Source organism: Curtobacterium sp. PsM8, assembly GCF_030433875.1.
Taxonomy (GTDB): Bacteria; Actinomycetota; Actinomycetes; order Actinomycetales; family Microbacteriaceae; genus Curtobacterium.
Genome location: NZ_JARUXD010000047.1, coordinates 1 through 20,088, shown reverse-complemented (window position 1 = coordinate 20,088; position 20,088 = coordinate 1). Strand labels below are relative to the sequence as shown.

Here is a 20,088-nt window from a genome sequence, read left to right as displayed (position 1 = left end):
GCTGTGGACAACCGGGTCACGCACCGGCTGCGCCGCCTAGGCTGATCCGTCATGAACGGACCGCTGATCGTGCAGAGTGACCGCACCGTGCTCCTCGAGGTCGCGCACCCTCAGGCTGAGGACGCCCGGCACGCGTTGGCGGTGTTCGCCGAGCTCGAACGCGCCCCGGAGCACGTGCACACGTACCGCATCACGCGGCTCGGGTTGTGGAACGCGCGTGCTGCCGGGCACGACGCGGCGTCGATGATCGACACGCTCGAACGGTTCGCGAAGTTCCCGGTGCCGCAGAGCGTGACGGTGGACATCGAGGACACCGTCTCGCGGTACGGCCGGCTCGTCATCCGGCGTGAAGAGCGCGAGGACGCCCCCGTCATCGCGAACTCCCCGGGCGAGGAGCTCGAGCAGCAGCCCGCCCTCGTGCTCACCGCGTCGGACCCGGCGGTCCTCGCCGAGGTCGTCCGGTCCAAGCGCATCCAGCCACTGCTCGGCGAGCGACGCTCCGAGAACGCCGTCGAACTGCAGGCGTGGGCCCGCGGACAGGTGAAGCAGGAGCTCGTGAAGATCGGCTGGCCGGCCGAGGACCTCGCCGGCTACACCCCGGGGCAGCCGCACCAGATCGACCTCGACACCGCGGACTGGGACCTCCGGCCGTACCAGCACGAGGCCGTCGACAGCTTCTTCCAGCAGGGCTCCGGCGTCGTCGTGCTGCCCTGTGGCGCCGGCAAGACCCTCGTCGGTGCCGGGGCGATGGCGACCGTCAAGGCGACCACGCTCATCCTCGTCACGAACACCGTCTCGGCACGGCAGTGGCGGACGGAGCTCCTCCGCCGCACCACCCTGACCGAGGCCGAGATCGGTGAGTACTCCGGCAGCGTCAAGGAGATCCGGCCCGTCACGATCGCGACGTACCAGATCCTCACGGCCCGCCGGAAGGGCGTGTACACGCACCTCTCGCTCCTCGACGCGCTCGACTGGGGCCTCGTGGTCTACGACGAGGTGCACCTGCTGCCCGCACCGGTCTTCAAGCTGACGGCGGACCTCCAGGCCCGTCGACGCCTGGGGCTGACGGCGACCCTGGTGCGTGAAGACGGTCGGGAAGGCGACGTGTTCTCCCTGATCGGGCCGAAGCGCTACGACGCCCCGTGGAAGGAGATCGAGGCGCAGGGCTACATCTCCCCCGCCGAGTGCTACGAGGTCCGGATCGACCTGTCGCACGAGGACCGCCTGGAGTACGCGGCGTCGAGTGACGACGAGCGCTACCGACTGGCAGCGACGTCCCCGGCGAAGACCCCGGTGGTCCGCGACCTCATCGAGAAGCACCGCGGTGAGCAGATCCTGGTGATCGGGCAGTACATCGACCAGCTCGACGAACTCGCCGCGTCCCTGGACGCCGCCGAGATCACCGGTGCGACGCCCGTCGACGAGCGCGAACGGCTGTACCAGGCGTTCCGCGAAGGCAGCATCGACGTGCTCGTCGTCTCGAAGGTCGCGAACTTCTCGGTCGACCTGCCCGACGCGACCGTGGCGATCCAGGTGTCCGGCTCGTTCGGGTCCCGGCAAGAAGAGGCCCAGCGGCTCGGGCGTCTGCTCCGGCCGAACAAGGACGGGGTCCCGGCGTCGTTCTACACGCTCGTGACCCGCGACACGGTGGACCAGGACTTCGCGCAGAACCGGCAGCGGTTCCTGGCGGAGCAGGGGTACTCGTACACGATCCTCGACGCCGACCAGCTGGCTGCGCCCGTCGCGTAGGGACGCGCGCCGCCGGTTGCGCCCGGTCCCTAGCCGACACACGAACGGCTCCCAGGAAGCGGCCAGGGAACAGCCAGATGATGGTCACATGACCGACGGACCCAAGATCCTCATCGTCGACGACGAGCCGAACATCCGCGATCTCCTCACGACCTCGCTTCGCTTCGCCGGTTTCGCCGTGCGGGCGGTCGGGAACGGGGCACAGGCGATCTCCGCCGTGCTCGAAGAGGAGCCGGACCTCATCATCCTCGACGTCATGCTCCCCGACATGAACGGGTTCGGCGTGACCAAGCGCCTCCGTTCGTCGGGCTACACCTCGCCGATCCTCTTCCTCACGGCGAAGGACGACACCGAGGACAAGATCACCGGTCTCACGGTCGGCGGCGACGACTACGTGACGAAGCCGTTCTCGCTCGACGAGATCGTCGCCCGCATCAAGGCGATCCTGCGCCGCACGATGAACGACGAAGAGGACGCGATCATCCGCGCCGGCGAACTCACGATGGACCAGGACACGCACGAGGTCACCATCGGCGATGCGCAGATCGAACTCTCCCCCACCGAGTTCAAGCTGCTCCGCTACCTCATGCTCAACCCGAACCGCGTGCTCTCGAAGGCACAGATCCTCGACCACGTGTGGGAGTACGACTTCAACGGCGACGCCGGCATCGTGGAGTCCTACATCTCGTACCTCCGTCGGAAGCTCGACCAGTACTCGGCCGAGCCGATCATCCAGACCAAGCGTGGCTTCGGCTACATGCTCAAGGCGACCAAGGCCTCCTGAGCAGTCACAGCTGACTGTCGGCGGCCGTCGGGTTCTCCCCGGCGGCCGCCGCTTACTGTTGGGGAAGCATGCACGCGCGAATGAGTCACTGGTGGGACGCGATCTCCCTCCGCACCAAGATCACCGGGATCACCGTCCTCCTGGTCGCGCTCGGCCTGCTCGTCGCCGGGCTCGGCACGATGACGGTCCTGAGCACGTACCTGATGCGGCAGCTCGACACGCAGGTGACGACCACGAGCTCGCAGCTCGAAGGCCAGAACGTCAGTGACGGTGAGCAGTACTGCAAGCTGTCGATGGTGCTCGAGAAGAGCTCCTACGTCGCCGCGTACGACGGCGCCGGCAAGCAGATCTGCGACACGGAGTCGCCGTCGCAGCCGGACGTCTCCCGCGTGCGCTTCTCGTCGGCGGCCTCCACCGCGGCGCCCTTCAGCCTGTACGACGAGCAGCACAACCACGAGTGGCGTGCCCAGGTCATCCCCGCGAACCTGCAGAACCTCTCCACCGGGGCCACCGAGACCGGCTACGTGCTCGTCGCGGTCTCCAGCGCCGGCACCGACCAGACCATCGCGCAGTTCACCGTCATCTTCCTGCTGTTCGGCATTTCGGTGATCCTGCTCGGGGCGATGCTCACGCGCCTCCTGGTCACCGCCACGTTCGACCCGCTGCGGAACGTCGAGGACACAGCTGCCCGCTTCGCTGCCGGCGACTTCAACCAGCGCCTCGACGCGGACACCCCGAACACCGAGGTCGGCCGGCTGAACCGCTCCCTCAACGCCATGCTCGAGCGGATCGACGACGCGTTCGAGGACCGCGAGCGCACGATCGACCAGATGCGCCGCTTCGTCGGGGACGCCTCGCACGAGCTCCGGACGCCGCTGGTGTCTCTGCGCGGTTACGCCGAGCTCTACCGGATGGGTGCGCTCCGCAAGGAAGAGGACGTCGCGCAGGCGATGGACCGCATCGAGAAAGAGGCCAAGCGCATGGGCCTCCTGGTGCAGGACCTGCTGCAGCTCGCCCGCATCGACGAGTCGAAGCCGCTCGAGCTCGGCCCGGTCGACCTCGTCACCATCGCCCGCGACTCCGCGCTCGACACGATGGCCTCCAACCCGGACCGTGAGATCCAGGTCCTGGTCGAGGACTCGCTCACCGGCGAGAACGTCCCGCAGGCGGTCCGGCCGATGAGCTCCTTCGGTGCCGCCGTCGAGGTCTCCGGCAGCCCGTCCGTCCCCGCCTCGCCGCCGCTCAACACCACCGGGCCGATCGCGTTCTCACGTCAGACGATCGCGCGCCTCAGGGCTCGGCGCACCCGGGCGATGAGCCTCGACACCAAGAACCCGACCGACGAGACCACTCCCCTGCCGACGATCGTGCTGCCCAAGCGGCCGCCGATCGTCCTGGCAGAGGAGAACAAGGTCCGCCAGATCGTCACGAACCTCATGGGCAACGCCATGCGGTTCACCGAGCACGACGACCCGATCGAGATCGGCATCGGCGTGGACGACGAGCGCGAGATGGCCCACATCGACGTCATCGACCACGGTGAGGGCATCCCGCCGCAGTTGCGCGAGAAGATCTTCCAGCGCTTCTGGCGAGCCGACACCTCGCGCGCGCGGGACACCGGCGGCTCGGGCCTCGGACTCGCGATCGTGTCGGGCATCGTGCACGCGCACCACGGGTCGGTCGAGGTGTTCGACACCCCGGGCGGCGGTGCCACCTTCCGCGTGTGGCTGCCGCTGCTGCCGCGCGAGGGCGCACCCGCCACCCCTGCCCTGTCCTGACGGTCGCTTCGCGCGGGGCGGCCGTACCGGCCGGCCTCGCCGCCGCCCCGCCCCGCCTCGCCTCGCCGCCGCCCCGCCGAGCGGTCACGACTCCCCGCTCAGTTCCGCCGAGCGGTCACAGAACGTCGTTCTCCGTCGGCGGGAGCGACGGTTCGTGACCACTCGGCGACGAGCCGACCGCGCGCCGCAGCCGTCCGACCGCTCCTGACGGGAGGCCCGCACCGCCTCCGTCAGATCACGAAACGACGACCTGTGACCAGTCGGTGGGCGAACGCCTGACGGAGGCGCTGGAAGAGGACCGCGGGTCGGGCACGATCGGCCGCGGTGGCGTGCACCACGATCCAGTCGTTGACCACGAAACCGTTGTCTCGCTGTTGGTCATGCTGGAAGACATCGCGCTCTCGGTGGTGGTCCCCGTCGTACTCGAGCGCGATCCGGTGCTCGGGCCACGCCATGTCGACGCGGCCGAGGAAGCGCCCCGAGCCGTCGTGGACATCGAGGTTCAGCTCCGGCTCGTCGAACCCCGCCTCGACGACCGCCAACCGCCACCAGGTCTCCATCGCCGATTCGGAGCCGGCCCGCACGAGTTCGAGCGCGGTACGAGCCCTGACGACGTGTCGGGCGCCCGGTGCGACAGCCGCTCGCAGATCGTCGATGGTCGCGAGCTGGCTCCTCCCGACGACGTGGTCGCCGACTGCCACGAGGGCTCCGACCCCGAGCAGTCCCGCGCACTGGAACCAGGTGTCCGCCGGGCTCGCGATGCTCCGGCCGTCCAGCTCGACAGGCATCGATGCGGCGATGCGATGGCTGACCACACCGGGCCGTCGCATCCGGACGCCGTCCCCGATCGTCGAGACGTGCACCTCGCCGCCGTCCTGCACAGTCCGCGGAAGCGGTGCGCCCCAGAGCCGGGCAGCAGTGGTGTGGCTGAAGAACTGGTCGGGCGCCATGACGAGCGCGACGGCGGCAACGAACTCCGAGAAGCCTCGACGTCCCGCTCGGTCGCGGACTCCGTGGACCGGGATGGCCAGGTCTCGTCGGCGCAGTCGCTCGGCGTTGATGCCGGCGTCGACGGCGTCTCGCACCCGGAACGGTCGTTCCTGCAGCGGAGCGGGAAGGGGTCGAGGTGTGCGCATCCCCGAGCTTCGGACACGCGTGTGGAGCGCGCACGACCGGTGACGTATCTGTGGAGAACGACGGTTGCTGCGCCTCCAGTGCGGGACGGGCCAGCCCCGTACGCGCCCGGACGCACGCCGCCGACCGGTCGCGATTCGTCGGTTGGACGGGCGGAGAACGACGTTTCCTGACCGCTCGGCGGAAGTGAGCGGGGAGTCGTGACCGGCCGGCCGCCGCCCGGCCGCAGGCCGCCGGGCACGTGGAAGGGCCCCCGCACGCGAAGCGTACGAGGGCCCGTGCCGAGCAGGTCCGGACTAGAAGTCCATGCCACCCGTGGGGTCGCCGGCCGGCATGGCCGGGTTCTTCTCCGGCTTGTCGGCGACGACGGCCTCGGTCGTGAGGAACAGACCGGCGATCGAAGCAGCGTTCTGCAGCGCCGAACGCGTGACCTTGGCGGGGTCGATGATGCCCGCGGCGATCAGGTCGACGTACTCGCCGGTCGCGGCGTTGAGGCCCCAACCGGACTCGAGCTCGCGGACCCGAGCAGCGACGACACCCGGCTCGAGACCGGCGTTCAGCGCGATCTGCTTGAGCGGCGCGTCGATGGCCACGCGGACGATGTTCGCGCCGGTTGCCTCGTCGCCCTCGAGCGAGAGACCGTCGAGTGCGACCTTGCCGGCCTGGATGAGGGCGACGCCACCACCGGCGACGATGCCCTCTTCGACGGCTGCCTTCGCGTTGCGGACGGCGTCCTCGATGCGGTGCTTGCGCTCCTTGAGCTCGACCTCGGTCGCGGCACCCGCCTTGATGACGGCCACGCCACCGGCGAGCTTCGCGAGGCGCTCCTGGAGCTTCTCGCGGTCGTAGTCGGAGTCGGTCGCCTCGATCTCGGAGCGGATCTGACGGACGCGGCCGGCGATCTGCTCGGCGTCGCCGGCACCCTCGACGATGGTCGTCTCGTCCTTGGTGATGACGACCTTGCGGGCACGACCGAGGAGGTCGAGCGTCGCGTTCTCGAGCTTGAGGCCGACCTCTTCCGAGATGACCTGGCCGCCGGTGAGGATCGCGATGTCCTGCAGCATGGCCTTGCGACGGTCGCCGAAGCCCGGGGCCTTGACGGCGACGGACTTGAAGATGCCGCGGATCTTGTTCACGACGAGCGTGGCCAGGGCCTCACCGTCGACGTCCTCGGCGATGATCAGGAGCTGCTTGCCCGCCTGGATCACCTTGTCGACGACCGGCAGGAGGTCCTTGATGTTCGAGATCTTCGAGTTGACGATCAGGACGTACGCGTCTTCGAAGACGGCTTCCTGACGCTCGGGGTCGGTGACGAAGTACTGCGACAGGTAGCCCTTGTCGAAGCGCATGCCCTCGGTCAGCTCGAGCTCGGTGCCGAAGGTGTTCGACTCCTCGACGGTGACGACACCTTCCTTGCCGACCTTGTCGATGGCCTCGGCGATGAGCGCGCCGATGGTCGGGTCAGCGGCCGAGATCGACGCGGTGGCGGCGATCTGGTCCTTGGTCTCGATCTCCTTGGCGTCGGCGAGCAGCTGCTCGGAGACGGCCGCGACGGCCTTCTCGATGCCGCGCTTCAGGGAGATGGGGTCGGCGCCGGCCGCGACGTTGCGCAGGCCTTCACGGACGAGTGCCTGGGCGAGCACCGTTGCGGTGGTCGTACCGTCACCGGCGACGTCGTCGGTCTTCTTGGCGACCTCCTTGACGAGCTCCGCACCGATCTTCTCGTACGGGTCGTCGAGCTCGATCTCCTTGGCGATGGAGACACCGTCGTTCGTGATCGTGGGGGCGCCCCACTTCTTCTCGAGGACGACGTTGCGGCCGCGCGGGCCGAGCGTCACCTTCACGGCGTCGGCCAGCTGGTTGAGGCCGCGCTCGAGGCCGCGTCGGGCCTCTTCGTTGAAAGCAATGATCTTTGCCATGTGAGTTCTTCGTCCCTCCCGGACGTCGTCATCGGGGTCGTTCTGGCACTCAGTGTGACCGAGTGCCAAGCCCGATTCTGGCACTCGCCACCCGAGAGTGCAACACAGTCTGGAGGCTCGCCCCGCTTCCACAGGTCGGCCCGGCCCGCAGCGGCCACCAACATCACGAACGCGCCGCCCCCGACGGGGACGACGCGTTCGCAAGCGGTTCTGCGACTCAGGCGGGACGGACCGACTCGGCCTGCGGGCCCTTCGACCCGGTCCCGACGTCGAACGTCACTGCCTGGCCCTCTTCGAGGACCTTGTAGCCGCTCATGTCGATGGCCGAGTAGTGCACGAACACGTCCTGGCCCCCTCCATCCACGGTGATGAAGCCGAAGCCCTTCTCGGCGTTGAACCACTTCACGGTTCCGTTGGCCATGTTCCTTGCTCCCTGCGGTACTGCTGGTGCGAACGACGACACCATCGCAAATGGCGTCGTCGGGTCAGAGCGCTGTCGCCTCGCCCGCCTCCGCAGCCGGCCCTCGAAGTGAGGACCTGTCGCGAACACGGGGTGACCACTGGTGACTCTGACCGAGTGTCACGATTTCGGCAAGGGGTGTGACACGTATTTCACGCAGCGATCCACGATCCGCAACGTGCCGGAAACACAGGGCCCCGGAACAGCGGTCTCAGCCCGTGAAGTCAGCGCCGAGGACGACCGAGACGTCCGCGTTCGGGAAGGCCGACGACCGCTGCACCGCCGAGGTGCCGAGCGACTTCGCGATGCCCTCGGCCAGCGCCGCCTGGGACTCCTGCTGGTAGTAGACGATGGTCTGCGTCGAACCGGTCGTTCCGGCGTCGCCCGTGGACGTCACCTTCCAGCCCGCGCCGGTGAGCTTCGTCGACGCGTTCGCCGCAAGCCCCGTCGTCGAGGTTCCGTTCAGCACGACGAGCGTGGTCGCGTTCTGGTCGGCCGGGGAAGCGGCCGCGGCCGCCGGCGAGGACGCCGCACCGGACGGTTCCGACCCGGCCGAGGCACTGCGGCTCGGGGTCGAGGTCGCCGATGCGGACGGAGCCGACGTCGCCCCACCACTGCCCTCGGTGAACTGCACGCTGCCGTTGGCGAGGGCGAGCACGAGGACGCCGACACCGACCAGGACGCCGGTGGCGAGGGCCGCCCAGGCGAACACGACCCAGCCGCCGCCCCGACGGGCGGGACCACGGTGCGCGCCGACCCGGGGGCCGTCGGTGACGTCGTCGAACCGGTCTCGCGGGAATCTCGTCATCGTTCCTCTTCACGTCCTTCGTGGTCGGCCGGGGGCGCGACGAAACTGCGGGCAGCGCGGGCGCTCGTCCGGGCCCGGCGGAGACGCTGCAGCCGGGTGACCAGCTGCGGGTCGTACGCCAGGGCCGCCGGTGAGTCGATCACCCGGTTCAACACCTGGTAGTACCGCGTCGGCGACCAGTCGAACTCGACGCGGATCTCGGCTTCCTTCGTCCGGTCGTGCCGCGCCCGCTCGTGCTCGAACGCGAGCACGTGCTTGGCGAGCTCGGTGAGCTCGTCGGTGGGGAGGGCGGTCACACTGGTTCCGATCGCGGACGGGTTGCAGGTCTCGCACATCGTAGGGGCGCTCTGCGGGTCGACCCTGGCACGGCGCTGGACTGTCGCGGAACCCGCTCAGCCGAGCGTCCGGCCGAACCACCGGACCCGGGTGCCGAACGCGTCGGACACGGCGAGCGCCCGACCGTCGAGGGAGAGCGTCGCGAACGCGTCCGGATCGGCGGGGTCGACGTCGGGCGGCAGCGTCGCCGCGACCCCGGCGAGGATCCCGGTCCGCTCGAGCGCCACCCAGCGCACGCCCCGCGCACGCAGGCGGTCGACGAGCTGCTGCCGCCCGGCACCCGGCACGTACACGAGGGTCCCGGTGGTCATCACGACCGGCTCGCAGTCGTCCGGCAGGGCGTCGAGGGCGCGGTCCAGGTCCTCCGGCACCCGGCCGCGGATCCGGACGGGAGGCTCCACCAGCGTCGCCCGCAACGCCTCCGCCATCAGGGCGGTGCGGTCCGTCGCCTCGGGCGGGACGGCCTCGACGAGTCGCTCGAGTGCGCCCGGCGCCGCGGGGTCGATCGGGTTCGGGTCGAGGGCCACCCGCGCCCCGATCCGGATCGGCCGCGCTGCCGGCCCTGGAGGCGTCCCGGTGACGTCGGCGACCAGGTGCACGGCAGGCCCCGGCACCGCGGTGTGCACCCGGACGAGCGGCCCCGGTGCTCCGTCCGGGCGGTCGCGCTGCCGGTGGTCGAGCGTCACCCGGTCCGGGACCGAGCAGAGCCCGGCTGCCGCGCCGACGTCGAGCAGGCCGAGCGGTCGGTCGGTCGCTGCGGCGAGCGCGGCGAGCACCGGCACCACGGGGGCGAGCCGGCGCGGGTCGTTGGCCTGCACCGTGGCGGTGGTGAGGGCCGCGACCAGGGCGGGGCGGGCCTCCCGTCCGAGGGCGCGGAGCGACCCGGCGTCCGTCGGGTCGGCGCCGAGGCGTCGGGCCACCGCGAAGAGGAGCTCCGGCTGTCGCTGGGTGGCGGGGACCTCGTCGAGGAGCGCGACCAGGTCGTCGTCGACGGAGCGGGCCCAGGCCGCGTAGGCGGGCGAGACGGGCGCGATCCGGTCGGCGTAGGTGCGGTAGCGCTGCCGGGTGTCCATCAGGAGCCCGGGCGGTACATGCCGACGTGGGTGATGCCGGCCTCGTCGTAGGGGGCGCCGAAGCGGACGAAGCCGTGGCGTTCGTAGAGCGCGGCGACGTACTGCTGGGCGTGCAGGACGAACGCCTCGTGTCCGTGTTCGGCGAGGACGGCGGCGACGAGCCGGCCGGCGACGCCCTGTCCGCGGTGGTCCGGGTGGGTGGCGACCCGGCCGATCACCCGGGTCGGCGCGGCGCTGTCGGCGGGGTGCGGTTCGGCGGCGGCCGGCCGGACCAGGCGGAGGTACCCGGTGACCGAGGTCTCGGTGTCACCGGTCAGCCGCTGCTCGGACCACCAGTGCTCGGTGTCCGGGTCGCGGTCGCGGCCGTCGAAGTCCTCGGCCGTGACGCGCTGTTCGAGGGCGAACACCCGGTTCCGCAGCCGGACGATGTCGTACAGTTCGTCGGTCGTCAGGTGTTCCCAGCGGGCACGGTGGACGGAATGACCGGACATCCCGCGGAGTTTAGTCCAGCGACGCACGATGACCGGTCGACACCCGTCCCGGTCGGAACCAGGAGGTACGCACATGGCATACAACGTCGACAAGTCCGACGCCCAGTGGCGCGAGGAGCTCTCGCCGGACCAGTACGCCGTGCTCCGCCAGGCCGGCACCGAGCGGCCGTGGACCGGTGAACTCCTCGACGAGGAGCGCGCCGGCGTCTACACGTGTGCGGCGTGTGGTGCGGAGCTGTTCAAGAGCGGCACGAAGTTCGACTCCGGCTGCGGCTGGCCGTCGTTCTACGAGTCGGTCGACCCGGCGGCGGTGCAGCTCATCGAGGACAAGTCCCTCGGCATGGCCCGCACCGAGGTCCGGTGCGCGAACTGCGGCGGCCACCTCGGCCACGTGTTCCCGGACGGCTTCGGGACCCCCACGGGCGACCGCTACTGCATGAACTCGGTCTCGCTCAACTTCTCGGCCGAGAAGTAAGCGCAGAGCAGGACGACTGACGGCGCTCGGACTCCGGTCCGGGCGCCGTCGTCGTGTCCGACACCCCGGCCTGCCGGTACGATGGGCGGGTCAGCCGGCATGGCGCAATTGGTAGCGCACCGTACTTGTAATACGGGGGTTGCGGGTTCAAGTCCCGCTGCCGGCCCTCAGCTCACGACCGATCCTGCGGGTGGCCCCGGGCCCCGCTGCGGTCAGCGCCGCTCGACGTAGGCGCACGGCAGCGTCACGACCCACGGCGACCGGTCCGGCGCCTGCCGCAGTCCCACGGTCCGGCGGTCCTCGGTCGCGCAGGCCTCGCGGGCGGCGGGGACCTGCGAGGTGATGGTCGGCCCGTCGGACCGCCCCGCGTGGCCGGTGTCGTGGTGGTGCACCACGAGCGTCAGCGCCACGGCGACGGCGAGAGCGATCGCGACGGCGCGACGGAGCCGGTGCCGCCCCCAGATCGCGTCAGCGGCGACCACGAGTGCGAGGAGCAGGAAGCCCGAGCTGACGGTGGCGTACCGGATCGGGCCGAAGTGCGCGACGTGGTCCGCGAGGCCCTGCGTGAAGAGGAACCCGTCGGCAGGGGTGACGAGTAGTGCGGCCGCCCAGAGCGCGGCGGCACCGAGGACGGTCGCGGACACGAGCCAGCGGTGCGCTGCCTGCCCGGACACGATCGCGGCGACCGCCACGGCGACGGAGACCACGGTCAGGGCGACGATCGGTGCCGTCCCGGCGTCGGCGATCATCGTGGACACCGCATCGAGCCGGGTCGTCCACACCGTGGTGAGCGGGACCGACACGAAGCCGACGACGACGTCCGCGATCGTCACCGGGCCCGAGGCGCCGTAGCTGATGACCGGTCGGGGGAACGCGACGACGGTGGCGACCTGCGCGGCTCCGGCGGCCAGGAACGCGGCGATCACGGGCCACTTCCGCCGGTCCCGGATCCCGGCCAGGAGCAGCGGGGCGAACAGCAGGGCCTGGGTGTCGCTGAGCACGACGGCGACGACGAGCACGGCGGTGCCGGCCGACGTCCACCACGACCTGGGGACGGCGAGCAGCACCACGGGGACCAGCAGCAGCAGGAACGAGTGCAGGTTGTTCATCGTCCCGAGTGCCTCACGTGGCGCGGTCGGGATCAGCGGGGGCACGGCGGCGAGCAGGAACGGTGCCACCGGGGTGCGCAGCACGGTCCGGCTGTACAGGTAGAGCAGTGCGCTCACCGCGCCGACGCCGGCGCAGGCGAGGAGGGTGACGGTCTGTGCGAGGTGCTCCGGCCCGGCGATGGTGCCGCTCACTGCTGCGATGAGTCGCGGGACGAACTGCAGGTACCCGCCGAAGGGCCGGAAGAGCGTGGCCCCGAGTCCGTCGACGAAGTACGCGGAGACGAAGTCCCGGCCGTCCTCGGCCCACAGCGTCGCGCGTTGCTCGGGGTCCAGGCGGGACCAGGCGACCGCGGTGGCGAGCACCAGCACGAGCGCGGCGAGGAGTGCGGTCCGGAGGCGACCCATCGGCGTGGCGACAGACCCCGTCGTCGCCCGGGACCCCGACGTCGCCAGCGGGGAGCGCCTCATCGGTTGCATGCTCGTCGGACCACTGGTCGAGGGTACGACCTGCGGCCCCGGACCGGACTCCCGACGACGGTCCGACGCGCCGGCGTTTGGACACGGGAAGAGCTCCGACACGGGAGGAGTTCCGACGTGGGAAGAGCGCCGACACGGCAAGAGCGTCTGCATGAGCAGAGCCCCGAGCGACCAGGTCGCTCGGGGCTCCGGCGCGGGTGGAACACGGATCAGGGGTGTTCCGGGCGCTCGGCGCGGTAACCAGCCGGCCGTGTGTCGATCCTGACACCCGCACGACCACCGGGTCCACGCCGCCGGACGACATCAGCGGTTTCCCGCATCATCCGGCGGGCCGCACCGGACGCAGGGCCAGCCGGGCCCGCGACGGACCCGGGGCCAGCCGGGCCCGCACCGGCGCGGGCCCGGCCGCGCACCGGCGCGGGATCAGCGTCCGCCGCTGATCTTCCGCACGCGCTGCGCGACCCCGGCCGTGCCGTACGGGTAGTCGTCCACCCGGGGTGCGCTGGCGTCCGTGAGCGCGGTGAGTTCGGCGTCCTCGAGCACCAGGTCCGCGGCGCCCAGGTTGTCCTGCAGCTGCTCGACGGTCCGGGCACCGAGGATGACGCTCGTCACCGCCGAACGGGCGAGCAGCCAGGCGAGGGACACCTGGGAGCGCGAGGCCCCGTGCGCCTCGGCGACGGTCGAGACCGCGTCGAGCACCTGCCACGTGCGCTCGTCGGCGTTGCGGGCCTCCCACGCCTCCATGCCGCGCTTCGGGTCCTCCCCCAGACGGGTCGAGCCGGTCGGGGCCTCGTCGCGCTGGTACTTGCCGGACAGCCAGCCACCGGCGAGCGGCGACCACGGCAGCAGGCCGATGCCGGCGTCCAGGCACGCGGGGACGACCTCGTGCTCGATGTCGCGGACGAGCAGGTTGTACTGCGGCTGCAGGGTGACGGGCGGTGCCCAGCCGTGCGCCTTCGCCTCGTAGACGGCCTTCGTGACCTGGTAGCCGAGGTAGTTCGAGAACCCGTACGTGCCGATCTTGCCGGCCGAGACGGCGTCGTCGAGGAAGCGCAGGGTCTCCTCGATCGGGGTCAGGGCGTCCCATGCGTGCATCTGGTAGAGGTCGATGTGCTCGACGCCGAGACGCTCGAGCGAGGCGTCGAGGGCGACCCGCAGGTGCCGACGCGACAGGCCGAGGTCGTTCGGTCCGTCGCCCTGCGGGAAGCGGCCCTTGGTGGCGAGGACGACCTGCTGCGCCTCGGTCGGGTGGGCCTGGAGCCAACGGCCGATGATCCGCTCGGACTCGTTGCCCGAGTACACGTCGGCCGTGTCGATGAAGGTGCCGCCGCCGGCCACGAAGGCGTCGATGATGGCGTGGGAGGTGGGTTCGTCGGCTTCGCTGCCGAACGTCATGGTGCCGAGGGTCAGCGACGACACCACTGTCCCGCTGTTGCCGAGGAGTCTGTGTTCCATGGCGCGGACGCTACGCCGCGCGTCCTCCGCGGCGGGAGGGCCCACGAGTACCCGTCAGCGGTCGCCGGACAGGACCTCCCCCAGGAACGCGATCGCCGCCTCCCGGAAGTGCCGCGACGTCGGGGCGTTGAAGTGGTTCCGCCCCGGGATCTCGAAGAACGTCGCGTGCGGCGCCGTCTCGGCGAGGCGCAGCGCGCTGTCCTTGATGCCGTCCTCGCTGCCCGCGGCGAGCAGCAGCGGCTGCGCAGGCGCGTTCTCGGGTGTCGGCTCGATGCTGTCCCGCATCCCCTCGACCATGGCGACGAGCGCGCGGAGGTCGTTACCCTCCACCCCGGCGGCCATCGTCAGGTACCCGTTGGTGACGCGGTCCTCGACCGGGGTGCCGTCGGTGATGAACGCGCGCGCCTGGTCGACGCGGACGCGCCGCATCGGGTCGGCGTCGGGGATGCCGCCCAGGACCGCGCGTGAGATCCGGTCGCTCATCCGTTCGGCCGCGTGCCAGCCGACGCGGGCGCCGAGCGAGTACCCGAGGAACGCGACGTCGTCGAGCAGGTAGGTGTCGATGACCGCGGTGACGTCGTCGACGAGCAGGTCCATCGAGTAGCTGTGCGGCTCGTGCGGCTTGCCGCTGGCCCCGTGGCCGCGCTGGTCGAACGCGATGACCCGGCGTCCGGCGCGGACGAGGTCGCGGGTCCACCCGGCAGCGTGCCAGTTGAGGAGCGCTCCGGAGGCGAACCCGTGCACGGCGACGACCGCGGGGGCGTCCGGGTCTCCGAAGTCGTAGGTGGCGAGCGGGAGGCCGTCCGGGGACATGACCACCCGGGGGCGGGGCGCTTCGGGGACGAGAGACATGGCCTGCCCAGGGTAGCGGGGGCACAGTGGCTCGCATGGACGGGTACGGCGGCGATCAGATCCGAGCGGCAGAACGAGGGCACCTGGCGGCGGGCGAGCCCCTCATGCAGCGGGCCGCCGACGGGTTGGCTGCGATCGTCGGTGACCTGTTGGACGACCCGGCGGTCCGTCCCGGGGACGGCCCGGGCTCGGTGCTGGTCCTCGCGGGCAGCGGCGACAACGGCGGGGACGCCCTGTTCGCGGGTGCGCGGCTGGCGTCGGCCGGGAGGCACGTCACGGTCCTGCGCGTCGGCTCACGTGTCCACGAGGCGGGCCTGGCAGCGGCCCGGGAGGCCGGGGCGCGCCTCCTGGACGATCCGGTGGCGGACGGTGCGACCGGTTCCGCGGCTGGCGCGGCGGACATCCTGCAGGCGGTGACACCGCCGGTCGGCGAGCGGCTGGCGCAGGTCGGCCGGGAGGCCGCCCTCGAGGCCGACCTGGTGCTCGACGGGATCCTCGGCATCGGTGGCGGCGGCCCACTGCGGTCGCCGGCGCGGGAGGTCGTGGCCGGCCTCCGTGAGCTGGCCCGGGAACAGCGTGCACCGTTCGTCGTCGCGGTGGACGTGCCGAGCGGCATCGACGTGGACACCGGTGGCATCGCGGACGACCACGTGCTCCATGCCGACGTCACGGTGACGTTCGGCGGCGTGAAGGCCGGGTTGCTCCGGGGACCGGCGGCGACGCTCGTCGGACGGATCGAACTCGTCGACGTCGGCATCGGTGCGGACCTGGCGGCGGTGGAGCCGCTGGTCCGCACCTGACCCGCGGGGATCGCTCGCGCTGGACGGGCGACCGGCGACCGAGCTGCCGGTCGGTCGGGGTCAGACCGCGCCGGCGTCGACCCCGTGCTCGACGTCGCCACGGGCTTCCAGCCAGGTGTCGACGAAGTGCCGGTAGTTCGCGGCGATGAGCTGTTCGGCCGCCTCGGTGTCCAGGTGCTCGCGGACGACGTCCTCGAGCGGTTCCTCCCAGTTGCTGCGGCCGATCGCGAAGCCGACGAAGCCGTCGACCGGAGCCGCGGTGCGCAGCCAGGCGTCGAGCTGTTCCTCGGGCGCGTCCCGTCCCAGGACGATGCACTGCACGGTGTCGCGTCCGCCGCGGCGGGCGGTGGCGACGACGCGTTCGGCGTCCTCACGACGGTCCAGGCCCTCGAGCTTCCAGACGTCCGCCTCGACACCGTGGTCCTGCAGGAACTCGAGCACCTGCACGACCAGGTCCGGCCGGAGGTCCCGGTCGTAGTCGTCGACGGCCGACTGCTGCTCGTCGGTGCCCGGCACGAGCAGTTCGACGAGGAACGGGCGTCCGGCGTCGTGCAGGGTCGCCGCGACGTCGGCGAGGGCCGCCGCCTGCTGCTCGCGGTGGTCGGCGTCGAAGGCGGGGTTGTCCCGCACCAGGACCTTCACCCAGTCCGGGTCGAACGCGTCGACGTGGGCGACCCAGTCGTCGCCGTACTCGAGCTCGAACCACTCGCGGCCGGAGCGCTCGACCGGCATGGCGAGCTGGAGTCCCGCCTCCTTGGCGAGCCGGGCGACGTCGGCGCCGTAGCGCTCGTCGACCAGGACGCCGGTGTGCTCGCGGGCGGCGCCGGCGGCCAGGGCGGTGAGGACCCCGCGGTAGACGAGCTGCTTGCCGGCGCGGACGCGTTCGGCCTCGGCCTCGTCGGCGGGCTCGCCGGAGTCCTCGTCGTAGGTGTGCTCGAGGAGCGAGGACCGCTGGTCCATCGCGAACAGGAACAGGGGGTGGGTCTCGTCGAGGATCGGCATCGCCCCGGTCTACTCCGTCGGGGCTCCCCGCCGGTCCGGGTCCGGGCGGGGTCCGGGTCCGGGTCCGGGCGCGGTCCGGTTGCTGGCGCGGGCCGGTTGCGGGCGTGGTCGGTCGATCGTCCGTAGGTTCGGTCCATGACGTTCAACGACGACACCCGGCTGCAGGGCGGCAAGGTCAAGCGCCGCGGGCGCACCACGGCCATCGGCGGCGCGGTCGGTGTCACCGCGATCGTGGTCTTCCTCATCGCCCAGTTCACGGGGGTCGACCTCGGCGGGCTCGTCGGCGGGGGCGGCGGCCTCACCCCGATCCAGCAGGGCGGCGCCGAAGCCACACCGATCGCCGAGTGCCAGACCGGCCGGGACGCCAACGCCGACGTCGAGTGCCGGATGGAGGGCGCCGCCGAGTCGCTCGACGCGTACTGGAGCGCCGAGTCGCAGGAGCTCGGCACGTCGTACTCGACGCCCGACTTCTTCCTGTTCGACGGCTCGACCGACACCGGGTGCGGCACCGCGTCGGCGGCGACCGGGCCGTTCTACTGCCCGCCGGATCGTGCGATCTTCCTCGACACCGCGTTCTACGACGACCTGAAGTCGAGCTACGGGTCCTCGGGCGGGCCGCTCGCGCAGATGTACGTCGTCGCGCACGAGTGGGGCCACCACGTGCAGCAGCTGCAGGGCACCTTCGCGGACACCGACCGCAGCGGCACCGGCGCCTCGTCCGGCAGCGTCCGCGTGGAGCTGCAGGCGGACTGCTACGCCGGCGCCTGGGTCGGGGACGCGGCGACGACGAAGGCCGCCGACGGCTCGACGTTCTTCGAGCCCGTCACCCGGGCCCAGATCGCCGACGCCCTGTCCGCGGCGAGCGCCGTGGGTGACGACAGCATCCAGGAGAAGGCCACCGGTCAGGTCGACCCGGACTCGTTCACGCACGGGTCCAGCGAGCAGCGGCAGCGGTGGTTCGAGCGCGGCTACGAACGCGGGGCGACGAGCTGCGACACCCTCAGCGTCCCGGGCTCGTCGCTCTAGGGGCGACGCCCGGTCAGTTGCCCGTGGCCGACGGCGACGGGGTCCCCGACGACGAGCTGCTCGGCGTCGGGGTGGGCGTCGGCGTGGAGTCGGTGCTGTCGGCGGCCGACACCACGAACGTGCGGAACTCGTCGTTCGTCGACGCGGTCGTGTACTGGTACTGCTGGCCGTTGACGAGCACCAGCGGGGTGCCCGGGAACGTCGTCAGGTCGGAACCGGGGATGTCCCCGCCGCTCACCGCGGTGGTGCGCTCGTCGACCCACTTGCCGTAGCGCTGGTCGTCGATGCAGGACTCGATGGTCGAGCCGTGCCGCACGCCCGGGATGCTCGTGATCAGCGAGCCGAGCTGCTCGTCCGTCAGGCCCGGTGTGCCCTCTTCCGGCTGCTTGGCGAACAGGGCCTTGTTCACGGCGAAGAACGAGTCCGGCGACTCCTGCGCCACGCAGGCTGCTGCGTTCGCCGCACGGAGGGAGTACTTCGTGCCCTGCGAGCGGTTCGACAGGATCGCGACGGGGTGGATGTCGATCGTGGCGGCACCGGAGTCGACCAGGCCCTCGATGTACTCGCTGTTCGTGGACTCGAACGCGCCGCAGATCGGGCAGAGGTAGTCGACGTACAGGGCGATCCGCACCGGGTCGGCCGAGTCGGTCGCACTCGGGGACGGTGCGGTCGACGCGGCTGCCGGGTCGACGGCCTTCAGACCGGTGCTGATCGTGATGCCGCCGTCGGCCATGGTGTCCGGGCCGGGTCCGGCGGGACGCGAGGAGTTCACGAGCACGAGCGTCACGATCGTGGCGGCGGCGACGAGCACCACGCCGAGTCCGATCTGCAGTCCGAGCCGGGCACCGCGCTGGCGACGCTTCTGCTGGGCACGGGTGCGCTGGGCTCGCTCGCGGGCGGCGGCGCGACGCGCGTTCCGCTGGGCGCGGGCGTCTCCTTCAGGGCGGTTGGTCATCGTGCGGCTGTCCTCCTGGTCGGTGTCCGCTCGGCCTCCCCCCGGTCGGCGGACGGACCCGCCGATTGTAGTGGCGGCCGATGGGAACCAGCCAACCAGCAGGGAACGCCCCGGGGACCGGCAGCTGCGCACTGGCGCCGCTGGGAGAACTCGTGTTGTATGACCAGTGATGGTCGACGACGACCATCCGCCGGCCCTCGCGGGTCGTCGCTTCACTACGGATCGTCCGGCACGTACCTGCCGGTGGAGAGGATCGAACGCTCATGGCGTCCGTCACCTATGACAAGGCAACCCGTCTGTACCCCGGAGGCAACCGCCCCGCGGTGGACTCCCTCGACCTGGACGTCGCCGACGGCGAGTTCCTCGTCCTCGTCGGCCCCTCGGGCTGTGGCAAGTCCACGTCCCTGCGCATGCTGGCCGGCCTCGAAGAGGTCAACTCCGGCGCGATCCGCATCGGCGACCGCGACGTCACGGACGTCCCGCCGAAGGACCGCGACATCGCGATGGTGTTCCAGAACTACGCGCTGTACCCGCACATGACCGTCGCCGAGAACATGGGCTTCGCGCTCAAGATCGCCGGCGTCGGCAAGGAAGAGCGCGCCACCCGCGTGCAGGAAGCCGCGAAGCTCCTCGACCTCGAGCAGTACCTCGGCCGCAAGCCGAAGGCGCTCTCCGGCGGTCAGCGTCAGCGCGTCGCGATGGGCCGTGCGATCGTCCGTCAGCCGCAGGTGTTCCTCATGGACGAGCCGCTGTCGAACCTCGACGCCAAGCTCCGCGTCCAGACCCGTACCCAGATCGCGTCGCTGCAGCGTCGTCTCGGCGTCACGACCGTCTACGTCACGCACGACCAGACCGAGGCCCTGACCATGGGTGACCGCATCGCGGTCCTCAAGGACGGCATCCTGCAGCAGGTCGGCAGCCCCCGCGACCTGTACGAGAAGCCGAACAACGTGTTCGTCGCCGGCTTCATCGGCTCGCCCGCGATGAACCTGCTCCCGGCCTCCGTGGTCGAGGGTGGCATCACCTTCGGCACGCTGAACCACCCGGTCGACCGCGACACGCTGTCGAACGTCCGCTCGGCCCAGGTCACGGTCGGCGTCCGCCCCGAGGACATCATCGTGTCGAACTCGGGCGAGGGCCTGCCGGTCACGGTCGACGTCGTCGAAGAGCTCGGCGCCGACGGCTACCTCTACGGCCACGCCGACGTGAACGGTACCCGTACCGACATCGTCACCCGCGTGGACGGCCGCAACCACCCGTCGATCGGCGACACCGTCGTCGTGAGCCCGAAGCAGGGCCACGTGCACATGTTCGACTCGGAGTCGGGCGAGCGCCTCGACGACAAGGCCGTCATCAGCGCGTAACGCTGGAAGTCACTCACAGGAGGCGCGGTGCCAGCTGGCAC

19 protein-coding genes and 1 tRNA gene are annotated in these 20,088 nt (G+C 71.1%); 8 read left to right on the top strand and 12 right to left on the bottom strand.

The genetic code is table 11. The annotated features are described in order from the left end of the window. Window positions 1-51: 51 nt before the first annotated feature. The 3 genes from QCD68_RS11750 (at window position 52) to QCD68_RS11740 (ending at window position 4,311) form a co-directional block, all read left to right on the top strand. A complete protein-coding gene (locus QCD68_RS11750) occupies window positions 52-1,749 on the top strand; it encodes a DNA repair helicase XPB (protein WP_111073784.1) in 1,698 nt (565 codons plus the stop codon). A gap of 88 nt (window positions 1,750-1,837) precedes the next feature. Next, window positions 1,838-2,533 (top strand): response regulator transcription factor, encoded by a 696-nt coding sequence (locus QCD68_RS11745; protein ID WP_110824090.1) that lies wholly within the window; start codon window positions 1,838-1,840, stop codon window positions 2,531-2,533. 68 nt (window positions 2,534-2,601) lie between these two features. Further along, complete coding sequence (locus QCD68_RS11740; protein ID WP_301223141.1) at window positions 2,602-4,311, top strand: sensor histidine kinase; 1,710 nt, start codon at window positions 2,602-2,604, stop codon at window positions 4,309-4,311. A gap of 230 nt (window positions 4,312-4,541) precedes the next feature. Here QCD68_RS11740 and QCD68_RS11735 read toward each other — a convergent pair whose 3' ends face one another. The 7 genes from QCD68_RS11735 to QCD68_RS11705 all read right to left on the bottom strand — a co-directional run bounded on the left by QCD68_RS11735 (window position 4,542) and on the right by QCD68_RS11705 (window position 10,532). Next, window positions 4,542-5,396, bottom strand: coding sequence for a hypothetical protein (locus QCD68_RS11735; RefSeq protein WP_301223140.1), 855 nt, complete (start codon window positions 5,394-5,396; stop codon window positions 4,542-4,544). Between the two features lie 345 nt (window positions 5,397-5,741). Further along, on the bottom strand, window positions 5,742-7,364 hold the full coding sequence (gene groL / locus QCD68_RS11730; RefSeq protein ID WP_111073788.1) for a chaperonin GroEL: 1,623 nt from the start codon (window positions 7,362-7,364) through the stop codon (window positions 5,742-5,744). A gap of 217 nt (window positions 7,365-7,581) precedes the next feature. Next, window positions 7,582-7,785 carry a cold-shock protein gene (locus QCD68_RS11725; RefSeq protein WP_022903461.1) on the bottom strand — a complete coding sequence of 68 codons (204 nt, stop codon included), beginning with the start codon at window positions 7,783-7,785 and terminating at the stop codon, window positions 7,582-7,584. 250 nt (window positions 7,786-8,035) lie between these two features. After that, window positions 8,036-8,632 (bottom strand): LytR C-terminal domain-containing protein, encoded by a 597-nt coding sequence (locus tag QCD68_RS11720; protein WP_301223139.1) that lies wholly within the window; start codon window positions 8,630-8,632, stop codon window positions 8,036-8,038. After that, the gene (locus QCD68_RS11715) at window positions 8,629-8,928 is read right to left on the bottom strand and encodes a DUF3263 domain-containing protein (RefSeq protein ID WP_253464859.1); all 300 of its coding nucleotides are present in this window, start codon (window positions 8,926-8,928) and stop codon (window positions 8,629-8,631) included. The genes QCD68_RS11720 and QCD68_RS11715 overlap by 4 nt, the downstream gene beginning before the upstream one ends. Before the next feature lie 96 nt (window positions 8,929-9,024). After that, window positions 9,025-10,041, bottom strand: a complete 1,017-nt coding sequence (locus QCD68_RS11710) for a DUF2332 family protein (RefSeq protein WP_301223138.1) — start codon at window positions 10,039-10,041, stop codon at window positions 9,025-9,027. Then, window positions 10,041-10,532 (bottom strand): GNAT family N-acetyltransferase, encoded by a 492-nt coding sequence (locus tag QCD68_RS11705; protein ID WP_301223137.1) that lies wholly within the window; start codon window positions 10,530-10,532, stop codon window positions 10,041-10,043. Before QCD68_RS11705 ends, QCD68_RS11710 begins: the two co-directional genes overlap by 1 nt. A gap of 73 nt (window positions 10,533-10,605) precedes the next feature. Here QCD68_RS11705 and msrB point away from each other — a divergent pair, with 73 nt between their 5' ends. Next, window positions 10,606-11,007 carry a peptide-methionine (R)-S-oxide reductase MsrB gene (gene msrB, locus QCD68_RS11700; protein ID WP_111073793.1) on the top strand — a complete coding sequence of 134 codons (402 nt, stop codon included), beginning with the start codon at window positions 10,606-10,608 and terminating at the stop codon, window positions 11,005-11,007. Between the two features lie 93 nt (window positions 11,008-11,100). Next, window positions 11,101-11,173: transfer RNA gene (locus QCD68_RS11695), tRNA-Thr, on the top strand. A 46-nt stretch (window positions 11,174-11,219) separates the two neighbouring features. Here QCD68_RS11695 and QCD68_RS11690 read toward each other — a convergent pair. The 3 genes from QCD68_RS11690 to QCD68_RS11680 all read right to left on the bottom strand — a co-directional run bounded on the left by QCD68_RS11690 (window position 11,220) and on the right by QCD68_RS11680 (window position 14,900). Beyond that, window positions 11,220-12,584, bottom strand: a complete 1,365-nt coding sequence (locus QCD68_RS11690) for a hypothetical protein (RefSeq protein WP_301223136.1) — start codon at window positions 12,582-12,584, stop codon at window positions 11,220-11,222. 432 nt (window positions 12,585-13,016) lie between these two features. After that, window positions 13,017-14,048 (bottom strand): aldo/keto reductase, encoded by a 1,032-nt coding sequence (locus tag QCD68_RS11685; protein WP_301223135.1) that lies wholly within the window; start codon window positions 14,046-14,048, stop codon window positions 13,017-13,019. 54 nt (window positions 14,049-14,102) lie between these two features. Further along, window positions 14,103-14,900, bottom strand: a complete 798-nt coding sequence (locus QCD68_RS11680; protein ID WP_301223134.1) for an alpha/beta fold hydrolase — start codon at window positions 14,898-14,900, stop codon at window positions 14,103-14,105. A gap of 35 nt (window positions 14,901-14,935) precedes the next feature. Here QCD68_RS11680 and QCD68_RS11675 point away from each other — a divergent pair, with 35 nt between their 5' ends. Continuing rightward, a complete protein-coding gene (locus QCD68_RS11675; RefSeq protein WP_301223133.1) occupies window positions 14,936-15,700 on the top strand; it encodes an NAD(P)H-hydrate epimerase in 765 nt (254 codons plus the stop codon). Between the two features lie 60 nt (window positions 15,701-15,760). Here QCD68_RS11675 and QCD68_RS11670 read toward each other — a convergent pair whose 3' ends face one another. After that, complete coding sequence (locus QCD68_RS11670; RefSeq protein WP_301223132.1) at window positions 15,761-16,702, bottom strand: 2-deoxy-5-keto-D-gluconate 6-phosphate aldolase domain-containing protein; 942 nt, start codon at window positions 16,700-16,702, stop codon at window positions 15,761-15,763. Window positions 16,703-16,837: 135 nt separating this feature from the next. Here QCD68_RS11670 and ypfJ point away from each other — a divergent pair, with 135 nt between their 5' ends. Beyond that, the gene (gene ypfJ, locus QCD68_RS11665) at window positions 16,838-17,728 is read left to right on the top strand and encodes a KPN_02809 family neutral zinc metallopeptidase (RefSeq protein WP_301223131.1); all 891 of its coding nucleotides are present in this window, start codon (window positions 16,838-16,840) and stop codon (window positions 17,726-17,728) included. A 13-nt stretch (window positions 17,729-17,741) separates the two neighbouring features. Here ypfJ and QCD68_RS11660 read toward each other — a convergent pair whose 3' ends face one another. After that, on the bottom strand, window positions 17,742-18,683 hold the full coding sequence (locus QCD68_RS11660) for a DsbA family protein (protein ID WP_301223130.1): 942 nt from the start codon (window positions 18,681-18,683) through the stop codon (window positions 17,742-17,744). A gap of 263 nt (window positions 18,684-18,946) precedes the next feature. On the opposite strand from QCD68_RS11660, the gene QCD68_RS11655 reads away from it, so the two are divergent. Further along, entirely contained in the window at window positions 18,947-20,047 is a 1,101-nt protein-coding gene (locus tag QCD68_RS11655) for an ABC transporter ATP-binding protein (RefSeq protein WP_301223129.1), read from the top strand. Window positions 20,048-20,088 lie beyond the last annotated feature (41 nt).

Coding starts and splice junctions, on each gene's coding strand:
- QCD68_RS11655 (WP_301223129.1), top strand. CDS start 18,947: ATGGCGTCCGTCACCTATGACAAGGCAACCCGTCTGTACCCCGGAGGC.
- QCD68_RS11705 (WP_301223137.1), bottom strand. CDS start 10,532: ATGTCCGGTCATTCCGTCCACCGTGCCCGCTGGGAACACCTGACGACC.
- QCD68_RS11660 (WP_301223130.1), bottom strand. CDS start 18,683: ATGACCAACCGCCCTGAAGGAGACGCCCGCGCCCAGCGGAACGCGCGT.
- QCD68_RS11675 (WP_301223133.1), top strand. CDS start 14,936: ATGGACGGGTACGGCGGCGATCAGATCCGAGCGGCAGAACGAGGGCAC.
- groL (WP_111073788.1), bottom strand. CDS start 7,364: ATGGCAAAGATCATTGCTTTCAACGAAGAGGCCCGACGCGGCCTCGAG.
- QCD68_RS11750 (WP_111073784.1), top strand. CDS start 52: ATGAACGGACCGCTGATCGTGCAGAGTGACCGCACCGTGCTCCTCGAG.
- QCD68_RS11725 (WP_022903461.1), bottom strand. CDS start 7,785: ATGGCCAACGGAACCGTGAAGTGGTTCAACGCCGAGAAGGGCTTCGGC.
- QCD68_RS11670 (WP_301223132.1), bottom strand. CDS start 16,702: ATGCCGATCCTCGACGAGACCCACCCCCTGTTCCTGTTCGCGATGGAC.
- msrB (WP_111073793.1), top strand. CDS start 10,606: ATGGCATACAACGTCGACAAGTCCGACGCCCAGTGGCGCGAGGAGCTC.
- ypfJ (WP_301223131.1), top strand. CDS start 16,838: ATGACGTTCAACGACGACACCCGGCTGCAGGGCGGCAAGGTCAAGCGC.
- QCD68_RS11680 (WP_301223134.1), bottom strand. CDS start 14,900: ATGTCTCTCGTCCCCGAAGCGCCCCGCCCCCGGGTGGTCATGTCCCCG.
- QCD68_RS11690 (WP_301223136.1), bottom strand. CDS start 12,584: ATGAGGCGCTCCCCGCTGGCGACGTCGGGGTCCCGGGCGACGACGGGG.
- QCD68_RS11720 (WP_301223139.1), bottom strand. CDS start 8,632: ATGACGAGATTCCCGCGAGACCGGTTCGACGACGTCACCGACGGCCCC.
- QCD68_RS11710 (WP_301223138.1), bottom strand. CDS start 10,041: ATGGACACCCGGCAGCGCTACCGCACCTACGCCGACCGGATCGCGCCC.
- QCD68_RS11740 (WP_301223141.1), top strand. CDS start 2,602: ATGCACGCGCGAATGAGTCACTGGTGGGACGCGATCTCCCTCCGCACC.
- QCD68_RS11745 (WP_110824090.1), top strand. CDS start 1,838: ATGACCGACGGACCCAAGATCCTCATCGTCGACGACGAGCCGAACATC.
- QCD68_RS11685 (WP_301223135.1), bottom strand. CDS start 14,048: ATGGAACACAGACTCCTCGGCAACAGCGGGACAGTGGTGTCGTCGCTG.